The sequence below is a fragment of the Amycolatopsis acidiphila genome (assembly GCF_021391495.1).
In the GTDB taxonomy this organism is placed as follows: domain Bacteria; phylum Actinomycetota; class Actinomycetes; order Mycobacteriales; family Pseudonocardiaceae; genus Amycolatopsis_E; species Amycolatopsis_E acidiphila.
The window spans coordinates 7,482,739-7,494,875 of the sequence record NZ_CP090063.1 but is presented as its reverse complement, the minus strand read 5'-3'; the positions used below and the strand labels follow the sequence as shown (position 1 = coordinate 7,494,875).

Here is a 12,137-nt window from a genome sequence, read left to right as displayed (position 1 = left end):
ACGCCGGTACCAATTATTTGGGGCGACTTCGCTCACCGTTCGGGCGCCGATGTCTCGGTTGGATAACGGTGCGCGGATTTTTCCGGGTCCAGCGCAACGAACCGGCCACGGTGGCGTCCTTGGGGGTGAACGGCCTTGAATTTCGGGGTGGGGGCCGTGGCATGGTTGACACAACAGAAAAACTCCCTCCGGGCTCGGGTCGGGGCCTAAATTCCGGAGGGCGGGGAGCGCGGTCCGTCGGGGGATGGCCCGCGCACAGCGAAGGGCCGGTGCGCCACGTCGGGGGTGGCGCCCGGCCCTTCGTTTAGGAGTGCCCCTGCTCGCGCTGACGCGTTCGCCGGAGCACTCCGGTGTCTTGTCCTGGGGGTCGAACCCCCAGACCCCCGCCAGGGAGGGCTTCGCCCCCCTGGACCCCCCGGCGCGGTGCCGGGGGGTTCGCCGGGTCACCGTTGTTGGGGGCGGGCGGAGGTGGCCGCGTTGGTGTCGGGGTTAGCGGGCGCGGCGGGCTAGGCGTTCTGGGTCGAGGATCAGGACGGACTTGCCTTCCAGGCGGAGCCAACCGCGGTGGGCGAAGTCGGCGAGCGCCTTGTTGACGGTCTCGCGGCTCGCACCCACGTACTGCGCGATCTCCTCCTGGGTGAGGTCGTGCGTGACCCGCAGGATGCCCGCCTCCTGGCTGCCGAACCGCTGCGCCAGCTGCAGCAGCGCCCGCGCCACCCGGCCCGGCACGTCCGTGAAGATCAGCTCCGCGACCATGTTGTTCGTCCGGCGCAGCCGGCGGGCGATCACCCGCAGCAGCTGCTCGGCGATCTCCGGCCGGGTCGAGATCCACTTGCGCAGGGACGGCCTGTCCATCGTCACCGCACGGACCTCGGTCACCGTGGTGGCACTCGACGTGCGCGGCCCCGGGTCGAAGATCGACAGCTCGCCGAACATGTCCGACGGCCCGGCGATCCACAGCAGGTTCTCCCTGCCGTCCGGGGACTTGCGACCGATCTTGACCTTGCCGGACAGGATGATGTACAGCTTGTCGCCCGGCTCGCCCTCGGTGAAGATCACGTGACCCCGGGGGAACTCAACGGTCTCCAAGGTCTGCGCGAGCGCCTCGGCCGCGGCCGGTTCCACCCCCTGGAAGATGCCCGCCCGGGCCAGGGTCTCGTCCACCTCGTGCCTCCTCGTCGGTGGCGACTTCCGTCCCCGGGCGGGGACGTGTCGCCGATCACTTGCGTGCAGTCTAGGCCGTTCGGGCGAGATCGCTGCACGGCTCGCCGCTGGGCAGGCTGTAGACGCCCACGAAAGGGCGTAACGATCTCGTCCGAAGAGGCAGCCTAACCCGCCAGTAAAGTCCTTGCCCGAGGGTGGTGGCAGTAGGGGCTCAGCCGCGGGCCCGCCGCGACCTCAGTTTGGCCGCCCTGCCACCGAGCCTGCGCAGCCGGAACAGCTCCAGCGCGCGCCCGATCCCGTGCCCGTAGAGCGCCCTGACCTCGTTCGGCCGGGCCTGCTCGAGGAACTCCTCGACCTCTTCCTCCTGCACGGCGACGTGCTTGAGGCGGCTCTCGACGCGCTCCATGGCCAGGGCGAAGAACATCATCACGAGGGGCACGGCTACTACGAACCAGACGGTCATCGACTTCAGATCCTCGCTTGTGTTGGCTCGGTTCCTGCGCCAGGCCTCTGCTACGGCATATCGGCCACCGGGAAGGACCCGTGGTGCCTTCCGTAGGCTATCGGGGTGCCACCCGCTGTTCGTTACGCACCCCGGAAGGGTGAAGGGGAAAGCCGGCTTGCTCTGGTGAGACGCGCGCGCCGCATGCTGCGTTGCCTCGCCGAGGAGTTTCCCGACGCGCGCGCCGAGCTCGACTTCACCAACCCGCTCGAACTGCTGGTCGCGGTGGTGCTTTCCGCGCAGACCACCGACGTCCGGGTGAACGAGGTCACGCCCGCCGTGTTCGCCCGGTACAAGACGGCCGCCGACTACGCCGCCGCCGACCGCGCGGAGCTGGAGGAGCTGCTGCGCCCGACCGGGTTCTTCCGGGCGAAGGCGAACTCGATCCTCGGCCTGGGCGCCGCGCTGGTGGAGCGCTACGGCGGTGAGGTGCCGAACAAGCTCGACGAGCTGGTCACCCTGCCCGGCGTCGGCCGCAAGACCGCGAACGTCGTGCTCGGCAACGCCTTCGACCTCCCCGGCATCACCGTCGACACCCACTTCGGGCGGCTCGTGCGCCGCTGGGGCTGGACGTCCGAAGAGGACCCGGTCAAGGTCGAGCACGCCATCGGCGAGCTGATCCCGCGCAAGGACTGGACGATGCTCTCGCACCGGGTGATCTTCCACGGCCGTCGCGTCTGCCACGCCCGCAAACCCGCCTGTGGCGCCTGCCCGCTGGCGAAGGACTGCCCGTCGTTCGGCGCCGGCCCGACCGAGTTCGACGAGGCGGCGAAGCTGGTCAAGGGCCCGGAACGCGACCACATCCTGGCGATGGTGGAACACCGGTGACCACCGCGACGAAATGGGCACTGGCCGTGGGTGTGCTGATCATCGGCGTGATCATCGCGGTCCTGCCCCGGGACGACGCGCCGACGCAGAACACCGCCGCGCCCGACCTGTCGGCGCCCCGCGCCGCGGCCGCGCTGGCACCGTGTCCCCGCGGCACCGGCGAGGTCGCGCAGCTCGAGGGCGTCACCTCGCAGTGCCTCGGCGACGGCGCGCAGCTCGACCTCGGGACCGCGCTGGCCGGTCACACCACCCTGGTCAACGTCTGGGCGACCTGGTGCGAGCCCTGCAAGACGGAGCTGCCGGTGCTGGCCGCCTACGCCAGGCAACCGGGTGCCGCGCAGGTCCTCCTCGTGCAGGCCGCCAGCTCGCAGGCCGACGGCCTCGCCCTGCTGACGAAGCTCGGCGTGCACCTGCCGAGCGTCTTCGACGGCGAAGGCGGCACCGGCCCGGCACGCTCCGCGCTCAAGGTGTCCGCGCTGCCCGCGTCCTACCTGGTCACGCCGGACGGACAGGTGCATTTCATCCGGAACCCACCTGTCTTCGGCAACCCTGACGCCGTGCGCACAGCCGTGGAGAGTGGTTCGTGAACGGTCCGCTCGTCGACGCGGGCTCCGTCCCCGCCTGGCTGCGCCCGCTGGTCGAGATCAGCGGCGAGCTCGACTCGAGTGCGTTTACGCGGTTCTCCCCGCCGCAGAACTCCTACTCCCGCTCCGCGGCCGTGCTCATCCTCATGGGCGAAGGTCCGAGTGGCCCGGACGTGCTGCTGCTGCGTCGAGCCGACACGCTCGGCTCGCACGCCGGCCAGGTCGCCTTTCCCGGCGGCGGCGCCGAGGACGGTGACGACGGCGTGGTCGGCACGGCTTTGCGCGAAGCGGAAGAAGAGACAGGCGTCGACCCGGCCGGAGTGCGCCCGGTGGCCGTGTTGCCCGAGTTGTTCGTGCCGGTTTCGCGGTTCGCCGTGACACCGGTGCTCGCGCACTGGCAGACTCCCTCGCCGGTGCACGCCGTCGACGCGGGCGAGACCGCGGCGGTGGCGAGAGTGGCGCTGAGCGACCTGGCCGATCCGGGCAACCGCTTCCAGGTACGGCGTCCAGGCACCGACTACAAGGGACCGGCGTTCGCCGTGGACGGCATGTTCGTCTGGGGCTTCACCGCCGGGCTGCTTTCGGTGCTGCTCTCCCTGGGCGGATGGGAGCGCGACTGGGACCGCGGCGACGTCCGCGACCTCGAGGCGGCACTGCGCGAGCACGAATGGGAGACACGATGAACTGGGTCGACGTCCTCGTGGTCGTGCTGGCGCTGCTCGCCGCCATCTCCGGCGCGCGCCAGGGGGCCGTGATCGCGCTGCCCGCGCTGGTCGGCGTGGTCGGCGGGGCGGTGCTGGGCATCCGCGTCGCGCCGCTGGTGGTCGACCTGTTCGCCAACCCCGCGGCCAAGGTCGCCTTCGCCGTCGCGACCGTGGTGTTCCTGGTCGCGCTCGGCGAGACGCTCGGGGTGTGGGTCGGGCGCCGGATCAAGCACGCGGTCAAGAGCCGGATCAACACCGACAAGCTCAGCGGCATCGACCAGACCCTGGGCGCGATCGTGCAGGGCGTCGTGGTGTTCGTCGTGGCCTGGCTGATCGCGGTGCCGCTCACCGGCGTCGCCGCGCTGCCCGGGCTGGCCAAGGCGATCAACAACTCGGCCGTGCTCGGCGCGGTCGACAAGGCGATGCCCGCGGCGGCCGAGGGGCTGCCCGCGGACCTGCGCAAACTGCTCGACGTCTCCGGCTTCCCCTCCATTGTGGATCCGTTCCAGAAGACGCAGATCAACGAGACCGCGCCGCCGGACACGAGCCTGCAGAGCAGCACGGTCGTGCAGCAGTTGCGTGGCAGCGTGCTGAAGATCCGCGGCACCGCGTCGTCGTGCTCGCGGGCGCTGGAGGGCAGTGGGTTCGTGATCGCGCCGCAGCGCGTGATGACGAACGCGCACGTGGTGGCCGGCACGGACGAGACGGCGGTCGAGACGTCGCAGGGCAGGCTGCCCGCGCGCGTCGTGTACTTCGACCCCGAGGTCGACATCGCGGTGCTGGCCGTGCCGCGGCTGCAGGCCACCCCGCTGACCATCTCGCCGACCTCGGGACGGGCGGGTGACAGCACGATCGTGCTCGGCTACCCGCTCGACGGCCCGTACACCGCGACGGCGGGCCGCATCCGCAACGAGATCACCCTGCAGGGCCCGGACATCTACGACTCGCGCACCGTGCGACGGGACGTGTTCACGGTGCGTGCGCAGGTCCGCAGCGGCAACTCCGGTGGCCCGCTGGTGACGCCGTCGGGCGAGGTGGTCGGCGTCGTGTTCGGTGCCTCGGTCGAGGACGCCGACACCGGGTTCACCCTCACCACCAAGCAGGTCAGCTCGGTGATCGAGGAGGCGCCGGCGCTGAGCGCACGGGTCAGCACCGGTTCCTGCGCCGCCTGAGCCCGCCTACGAGCGGCTGGTCAGGAACCCGAGCAGCGCCTTGTCGGTCCGCGCCGGGTCTTCCAGATGCGGAAAGTGCCCCACGTCGGCGAGCGATTCGAACCGGGAGTACGGGCCCTGCCACGGCGCGGACTCGCGCGCGGTCTCGATGAGCACGCACCGATCGGCTTCGCCGTGGATCTGCAGCACGGGCACGCTCACCCGGGTGCCGACGGCGCTCGTGAAACGGCGGCCTTCGCCGCGGAACTGGGCGCGGAACGCCCAGCGGTAGTACTCCAGCGCGCTGTGCGCGACGCCGGGGATGAGCATCGCCTGCCGGAAGGTGCGCACGGTCTCGGCGAAGTCCTCCGCGTGGGTCCACTGCGGACCGGACCAGGCGCGGACGAGCTGTTCCACGAACGCCCCGTCGTTGGCGACCAGCCTGCGCTCGGGCGCGATCGGCACCTGGAAGCGGAACAGGTGTCCCATCGCGCGGGTCTGGCTGCGCTGCTTGCGCCGTAGCGCGGTGCCGCCCACGCCCGCCCGGAAGGCCAGGGGATGCGCGCCGCCGAGCACGCTCACGGACGTGACCAGCCGCGGGTGCAGTGCGGCCGCCGTCCAGGCGAGCATGCCGCCCCACGCGTGCCCGACGAGGTGCGCCCGGCGTTCGCCGAGCGCGCGGACCAGGCCGACGACGTCACCGGCGAGGGTCCACGCGTCGTAGCCGCGCGGCGGCTTGTCCGAGTCGCCGTAGCCGCGCAGGTCCGCGGCGACCACCCGGAACCCGGCGTCGGCGAGGGACACCAGCTGGTGCCGCCACGCCCACCAGAACTCGGCGAACCCGTGCAGCAGCAGGACCATCGGCCCGCTGCCGGCCTCGGCGACGTGCAGCCGGATGCCGTTGGCGGACACGTCGTGGTGCGTCCACGGGCCGTCAATCCGGACGGTCGACGGATCGGGCGGCTGCACGGGGTCGGGAGTGCTCAGCCGTGCTCGGGGACGGCCTCCCGCCGGGGCTTGAGCGCCGCGGCGGTGTCCTTGACGCTGGTGATCGTGCGTTCGGGTGCGCGCAGCTTCTTGAGCTTGCGGAACCCGAGGAAGCCGAAGAACCCGGCGACCAGCAGCATCAGGCCGAACACGATGAGGAACGCGGCCCAGCGTTTGAGCCACTCCGAGAGCAGCTCGCCGAGGAAGAAAAAGAAGAAGAACGAGCTGTAGAGCGCGACCACGCCGGCGATGACGAAGAAGACGCTGCCCTTGATGCCCTTCTTGACCTCGCCCGCGACCTCCGACTTGGCCAGCTCGACCTCGGCGCGCACCAGTGTCGAGAGGTGCTGCGTGGCCTGGCTGACGAGGCTGCCGATGGACTGACCGTTCGTCGCGTCGGCGCCGTCGTCGCTCGACAAGGGGATGTAGGGCACGGCCCCGAGGCCGTCTGGGCCGTTGTGTTCGTGCTCCTGGCTGCTCACGGGGGTCATCGTGCCATGTGTCGGCCGGCGAGGCTCGGTCAGTCCTCCCGCGCGCCGTGTACTTTGTTGCGCCGGAGCAGCAATACGGCCGCGCCGAGCGACGCGATCGCCGAGGCCACCAGCACCGCGGCCTTGGCGCGATCGCCGGCCGCGCCGGGCAGCGCGAGCTCGGAGATCAACAGGCTCACCGTGAACCCGACCCCGCCGAGCAGCGACAACGCGGCCAGGTCGCGCCAGCCGGTGCCCTGCGGGCGTTCGGCGATCCCCAGCGAGACGGCCAGCGCGGACGCGCCGAGAATGCCCACCGCCTTGCCGACGACGAGACCGGCGAGCACCGCGAGCGGGAGCGCGGTGGTGAAGACCTCGGCCAGCGACCGGCCGTCGATCTCGATGCCGGCGGCGAACAGTGCGAACACCGGCACCGCCACCGCGGCCGACCACGGCTGCAGCCGGTGCTCGAGCCGGAGCGCCGGCGCCTCCTCCTCGCCCGGGTCGGGGCGGACCCGGGTCAGCAGACCCAGGGCCACCCCGGCGATCGTCGCGTGTATGCCGGTCGTGTGCACGCTGCACCACACGACGACGGCGAGCGGGACGTACAGCCAGGGTGTGCGCACGCGCCGATGCTGTAGCCAGGCGTAGAGGGCGAGCGCGACCACGGCGACGGCCGCCGCCACGAGGTTGAAACCGGTGGTGAACAGCACGGCGATCAGCACGATCGCCCCCAGGTCGTCGACCACCGCGAGCGAGAGCAGGAACACCCGCGCGCTGCTGGGCAGGTTCGAGCCGGTCAGCGCCAGCACACCGAGTGCGAACGCGATGTCCGTCGCCACCGGGATGGCCCAGGCGCGGTCGATCCCCGGCGTCCCCCACGCGACGCCGAGCGCGAGCAACGCGGGCACGACCATCCCGCCGAGCGCGGCGACGATCGGCAGTACCGCCTGCTTGAACCGGGACAGCTCGCCGATGACGAGCTCGCGCTTGAGCTCCAGTCCCGCGACGAAGAAGAACAACGCGAGCAGCCCGTCCTTCGCCCAGTCGCCGACCGACAGGTCAAGGTGCAGGAAGTGCGGGCCGAGGTGGAAGTCACGGAGGGCGCGGTAGGCGTCACCCAGCGGTGAGTTGGCCCACAGCAGGGCGACCGCCGTCGTGGCGAGCAGGATGATCCCGCCGGTGGTCTCGGTCCGCAGGTAGCGGGCGAATTCCTGGACGACGCGAGGTTTCGGCACGAACGGCTCCCGGGGTCGGTCGATCGAGTCTTGCCGACCAGACTTCCCGGCGCACCTCCTGGCACTCTACCTGCCACCTGCGGGGCAACAGTACGAGCGTTTTAGTATGTGAATCGCCAACAATGTCTAGACCACAAAGGACGCGTCGGCGATGGCCACCTCCACCGAGGGCAAACCGGACACCAGGTTCTTCGGGCACCCACTCGGGCTCGCGAACCTGTTCGGCGTCGAGATGTGGGAGCGCTTCTCCTACTACGGGATGCTGGGCATCCTGCCCATCTACCTGTACTACTCCGTCGCCCAGGGCGGGCTCGCGATGCCGGAGGCCACCGCCACCAGCATCGTGGGTGCCTACGGCGGGCTCGTCTACCTGTCGACGATCGTCGGCGCCTGGGTCGCCGACCGGCTGCTCGGCGCCGAGCGCACCCTGTTCTACAGCGCCGTGCTGATCATGATCGGGCACATCGCGCTCGCGCTGCTGCCCGGCTACACCGGGGTCGGCGTCGGCCTCGTGTGCGTCGCGCTCGGCAGCGGCGGGCTCAAGGGCAACGCGACCTCGGTCGTCGGCACCCTCTACGGGGAGCACGACGAGCGGCGCGACGGCGGGTTCAGCCTGTTCTACATGGGCATCAACCTCGGCGCGTTCGTCGGGCCGCTGCTCACCGGACTCGCGCAGAGCACCGTCGGCTTCCACCTCGGGTTCGGGCTCGCCGCCGTCGGGATGGCTCTCGGCCTGGTCCAGTACACCCTGGGCCGCCGGAACCTGCCTGCCTCGGCGCGCGAGGTGCCGAACCCGCTGCCGGCCGCGAACCGGCCGCATGCCGCGGGTGTGCTCGCCGTGGTGGTCGCCGCCGTCGTGGTCGCGCTGCTGACCGGCGTGGTGACCGCGGCGAACCTCTCCGACGTCGTCGTGTGGATCGTCGCCATCGCGGCGGTGATCTACTTCGCGGTCATTCTGGCCAGTCGCAAGGTCACGGCGGTGGAGCGCAAGCGGGTGCTCTCGTTCATCCCGATGTTCATCGCCAGTGCCGCGTTCTGGGCGCTCTACCAGCAGCAGTTCACCGTCGTCGAGGTCTACTCGGACAAGCGGCTGGACCGGAACCTGTTCGGCTGGGAGATGCCCGTGTCCTGGGTGCAGTCGATCAACCCGGTCTTCATCATCGTGCTCGCGCCGGTGTTCGCGCTGGTGTGGACCAAGCTCGCGCAGCGCCAGCCGTCGACGCCCATCAAGTTCGCGCTCGGCACCGGCATCATGGGTGTCGCGTTCCTGCTGTTCCTGCCGATGGCGGGGGGCGGGCCGAACAGCGCGCCGCTGCTTGGCCTGGTCGGCATCCTGCTCGTGTTCACGCTCGCGGAGCTGATGCTCTCGCCGGTCGGCCTGTCGCTGTCGACGAAGCTCGCGCCCGAGGCGTTCCGCACGCAGATGGTCGCGCTGTTCTTCCTGTCGGTCTCGCTGGGCACCGCGCTGTCCGGCTCGCTGGCGGAGTACTACAGCCCCGACAACGAGGCGCCGTACTTCGGGATCCTCGGCGCGGTCGCCGTCGTGATCGGTGTGCTGCTGGCGCTGATCAGCCCGTTCGTGCGCAAGCTGATGTCCGGGGTGCGGTGAGCTCCTGACGCGGCCGGCGAGGATGCTCTCGTGCCGTGGACCAAGCGCGCCGGGTCAGTGCGCGGCGACGTCGAACAACGCGCCGACGTAGTAGGTGACGAGCATCGTCAGCAGCCCGACCCCGACGTTGCGCAGGACCGCTCGGCGCGCCCGCGCGTTGCCGAGACGGGCGCTGACGTAACCGGTGAGGAACAGCCCGGCGACGACGGCGATGACGCACGCCCAAACCCGCCACGACAGTGGCGGCAGCGCGATCGCGAGCAGCGGCAGCAGTGCGCCGATCGAGAACGAGAGCAGCGACGCCCCGGCCGCCTGCCAGGGGCTGGTGAGCTCGTCGGGGTCGATGCCGAGCTCGACCTCGGCGTGGGCCTGCAGCGCGTCCTTCTCGGTCAGCTCACGGGCCACCTGGGCCGCGAGCTCCGGGGAGAGCCCCTTGTCCTCGTAGATTTCGGCCAGTTCCTGTTCCTCGGCCTCCGGCATGGTCGCCAGTTCTTCCTTTTCCAGCCGCAACATCGCGCGTTCGGTGTCGCGCTGGGTGCTGACCGAGACGTATTCACCGCCTGCCATGGAAAGGGCGCCCGCGACCAGCCCGGCAATTCCGGCGATCAGCACCGCGGTGCGGTCGGTGGTCGCGCCCGCGACACCGACGACGATGCCCGCCACCGACACGATCCCGTCGTTGGCCCCGAGAACGCCGGCGCGCAGCCAGTTCAGCCTGTTGCCGAGGCCCTCGTGGTGCGGCTCGTGGGAGTGTGCCGAAGTGGCGTCCTGTGTTTCCGTCACCCCATTATTGAAACACAGGATGAATGTTATTGTTTGAGTGCCCGGAAAAGGCTCGCCTCAGTTAGTTTCGGCTATCCTAAGTCAATTCCCGCGGCAATTCGCCGGCGAGTCTGGCCGGTCGGCCCTTCGCGCACGTCCTGCTGGTCGACGACGCGGTACAGCTTGAGGGGGACAAAAACAGAACGCCGGGGACGGATGCCTGATCGAGTGGACATCCATCCCCGGCGAGTCTCGTTGCCCGGCCGGGTTCTTCAGCCGCCCGCCCGGGCTTGCGCGGCTGGGCCGCGATCGCCCTGCCCTCGGGCTGAGCGGCCTTCTTGCAGCCACCTCGGGGCCTACCCCGGCCTTCCGGCCGCCCGGACTTGATCGCCCGGGCCGGCGCCGTCCAGCCGTCCTGCCGTTGGGGAAGGTCAGGCGTCGAGCTCGGCGAGCGCCTGCTTCGCCTGCTCCAGTTCGGCCTCGAGCTGGGCGACCTTGGCCTTCTGCTGTTCGCGGGCCTCGTTGATGACCTCGTCGATCGGGGTCGACAGGTCGCCGTGCAGCTCCTTGGCCGCGCGGGAGACTGCCGCAGCCGAGATCGCCAGGCCGCGGGCGACCCAGGTGCTGCCGTGCTTCAGCTCCGCCTGCCAGTCGCCATCGGCGGAGCCGGTGACGGTGAGCGTGAGCTCGACGGTGCGGGTCTTGCGGGCGGCAGCGCCCTTCGGACGGCCACGCTTGGGCTTCGCGTCCTCTTCGGCCGGAGCCGTGGCGGCATCGGCCGCCTTCTCCGCGACAGGGGCGGCGCCGGTCTCGGCGGCCTCCTCGTCGGTCGCCTGCTCCTGCGGGGCGGTGGTGGTGTCCAAGCTCATGCGGGTGCGGTCTCCCTCTTCGTGGGGTACGACGCCAAGATCCTAGAACACGTGTTCGACTTTGGGAACACCGGGTCGTGCTGCCCGATTGTGCCTTGTCGGCAGCGAACGACCTACCCGGGATGCGCCGTTTGCCCAGAGTCGCTATGGTGTCCGCCATCACCCAACAGGGTGAGCAAGCCGGATCGCCTGACCGAGTGGACGTGATCGCCTGCGTTACACATGTGTACCCGATCGGGTGTATCCCCTGCTTTTCGCCGAACTCGGGAAATGCGACATCTCCGCAGGTCCCGGACTCGGCCCGCGTTACCCCGATAGTTGATCACCGGAACGAGTGCTGATAGCAATTGGGTGCCAGCCGCACCTGTGCTGTCGCGTGTCCTCGGGGAGGCACGGCCCGGTGATTTCGTGTTCGCAGTCCTGAGGATTGGTAGATGCAGAAAAGTGCGCTTTCGCGCGCCCGGAAGTCGTTTGTGGTCGCCGCCGTTTCGGCGCTGGCACTGCTGACCGGCGCGTGTTCCGGAAATGATTCTTCGGATGTCACGCCGGTCGCGGTGAGCCAGGAGGACCTGACGCAGTTGCCCGAGGCGAGCACCTTCGGCACCGTCACCGGTGCGCCGACCGACCCGCAGGCGGGCGCCGGCGCGACGGCGGGCAAGGTGCTGCACCCGAGCAGCGATCTGGTCGTCTACGACGCCGTCGGCGGAAAGCCGATCGCGAAGCTGCCCAGCATCCAGATGGGCTCCCCGACCTGGGTGCCCGTGGTGGGCGAGCAGGCCGAGTGGGCCGAGGTGCTCCTGCCGACGAGGCCGAACGCCTCCGCGGGCTGGGTGCACGTGCCCGATGGTGCGGCGGAAACGGCGCAGAACGACTACGCCATCACCGTCGATCGCGCGACCTTCAAACTCCAGATCCTGGAGAACGGCAAGGCCACCGGCTCGTGGACGATCGGAACCGGGAAGCCGGAACACCCGACGCCGGCGGGTCGCGCCTACATCATCGCCTCGATCGAAGAGACCAAGAACACCTACAGCCCCATTGTGCTGCCGTTGAGCTATCACTCCGATTCGCTCGAGACCTTCGGCGGCGGACCGGGCACCGTCGGACTGCACACGTGGCCGAACGACAGTTTCGTCGGAAAGGCGAACAGCGACGGCTGCATTCGTGTTCCGCAGGACGCTCTGGACCAGCTCGTGAAATTGCCGCTCGGCACCATCGTGAACATCACATGAGCCGCCGGGCACCCCGAAAATCAATTCTGGAGAAAGG

Annotated in this window: 13 protein-coding genes; 6 read left to right on the top strand and 7 right to left on the bottom strand. The window is 70.1% G+C overall.

From position 1 onward, the window contains the following. Positions 1-489: 489 nt before the first annotated feature. Positions 490-1,164, bottom strand: coding sequence for a Crp/Fnr family transcriptional regulator (locus LWP59_RS36625; RefSeq protein WP_091508361.1), 675 nt, complete (start codon positions 1,162-1,164; stop codon positions 490-492). Positions 1,165-1,375: 211 nt separating this feature from the next. Then, positions 1,376-1,627: a hypothetical protein gene (locus LWP59_RS36620; protein WP_144645762.1), complete on the bottom strand. Its 252-nt coding sequence runs from the start codon at positions 1,625-1,627 to the stop codon at positions 1,376-1,378. Between the two features lie 183 nt (positions 1,628-1,810). Here LWP59_RS36620 and nth point away from each other — a divergent pair, with 183 nt between their 5' ends. From nth to LWP59_RS36600, 4 genes are read left to right on the top strand one after another with little or no spacing between them, the layout of a single operon-like run. After that, the gene (gene nth, locus LWP59_RS36615; protein WP_144645764.1) at positions 1,811-2,494 is read left to right on the top strand and encodes an endonuclease III; all 684 of its coding nucleotides are present in this window, start codon (positions 1,811-1,813) and stop codon (positions 2,492-2,494) included. Then, a complete protein-coding gene (locus LWP59_RS36610; RefSeq protein WP_144645760.1) occupies positions 2,491-3,081 on the top strand; it encodes a TlpA family protein disulfide reductase in 591 nt (196 codons plus the stop codon). Before nth ends, LWP59_RS36610 begins: the two co-directional genes overlap by 4 nt. Beyond that, entirely contained in the window at positions 3,078-3,761 is a 684-nt protein-coding gene (locus tag LWP59_RS36605; protein WP_144645758.1) for an NUDIX hydrolase, read from the top strand. Before LWP59_RS36610 ends, LWP59_RS36605 begins: the two co-directional genes overlap by 4 nt. After that, positions 3,758-4,954 (top strand): MarP family serine protease, encoded by a 1,197-nt coding sequence (locus LWP59_RS36600; RefSeq protein ID WP_144645756.1) that lies wholly within the window; start codon positions 3,758-3,760, stop codon positions 4,952-4,954. The genes LWP59_RS36605 and LWP59_RS36600 overlap by 4 nt, the downstream gene beginning before the upstream one ends. A gap of 6 nt (positions 4,955-4,960) precedes the next feature. On the opposite strand, the gene LWP59_RS36595 is transcribed toward LWP59_RS36600, so the two are convergent. Genes LWP59_RS36595 through nhaA form a run of 3 tightly spaced genes read right to left on the bottom strand, consistent with a single transcriptional unit; the run spans position 4,961 to position 7,652 of the window. Next, positions 4,961-5,902, bottom strand: a complete 942-nt coding sequence (locus LWP59_RS36595) for an alpha/beta fold hydrolase (protein ID WP_144645754.1) — start codon at positions 5,900-5,902, stop codon at positions 4,961-4,963. A 14-nt stretch (positions 5,903-5,916) separates the two neighbouring features. Further along, on the bottom strand, positions 5,917-6,402 hold the full coding sequence (locus LWP59_RS36590; protein WP_144645752.1) for a phage holin family protein: 486 nt from the start codon (positions 6,400-6,402) through the stop codon (positions 5,917-5,919). A 38-nt stretch (positions 6,403-6,440) separates the two neighbouring features. Further along, positions 6,441-7,652 (bottom strand): Na+/H+ antiporter NhaA, encoded by a 1,212-nt coding sequence (gene nhaA / locus LWP59_RS36585; RefSeq protein WP_373299703.1) that lies wholly within the window; start codon positions 7,650-7,652, stop codon positions 6,441-6,443. A gap of 127 nt (positions 7,653-7,779) precedes the next feature. On the opposite strand from nhaA, the gene LWP59_RS36580 reads away from it, so the two are divergent. Further along, a complete protein-coding gene (locus tag LWP59_RS36580) occupies positions 7,780-9,237 on the top strand; it encodes a peptide MFS transporter (RefSeq protein WP_144645748.1) in 1,458 nt (485 codons plus the stop codon). A gap of 54 nt (positions 9,238-9,291) precedes the next feature. On the opposite strand, the gene LWP59_RS36575 is transcribed toward LWP59_RS36580, so the two are convergent. Further along, the gene (locus LWP59_RS36575; RefSeq protein WP_144645747.1) at positions 9,292-10,020 is read right to left on the bottom strand and encodes a VIT1/CCC1 transporter family protein; all 729 of its coding nucleotides are present in this window, start codon (positions 10,018-10,020) and stop codon (positions 9,292-9,294) included. A 410-nt stretch (positions 10,021-10,430) separates the two neighbouring features. After that, complete coding sequence (locus LWP59_RS36570) at positions 10,431-10,868, bottom strand: DUF6319 family protein (RefSeq protein WP_144645745.1); 438 nt, start codon at positions 10,866-10,868, stop codon at positions 10,431-10,433. Positions 10,869-11,302: 434 nt separating this feature from the next. Here LWP59_RS36570 and LWP59_RS36565 point away from each other — a divergent pair, with 434 nt between their 5' ends. After that, positions 11,303-12,100, top strand: coding sequence for a L,D-transpeptidase (locus LWP59_RS36565; protein ID WP_144645743.1), 798 nt, complete (start codon positions 11,303-11,305; stop codon positions 12,098-12,100). Positions 12,101-12,137: the final 37 nt, after the last annotated feature.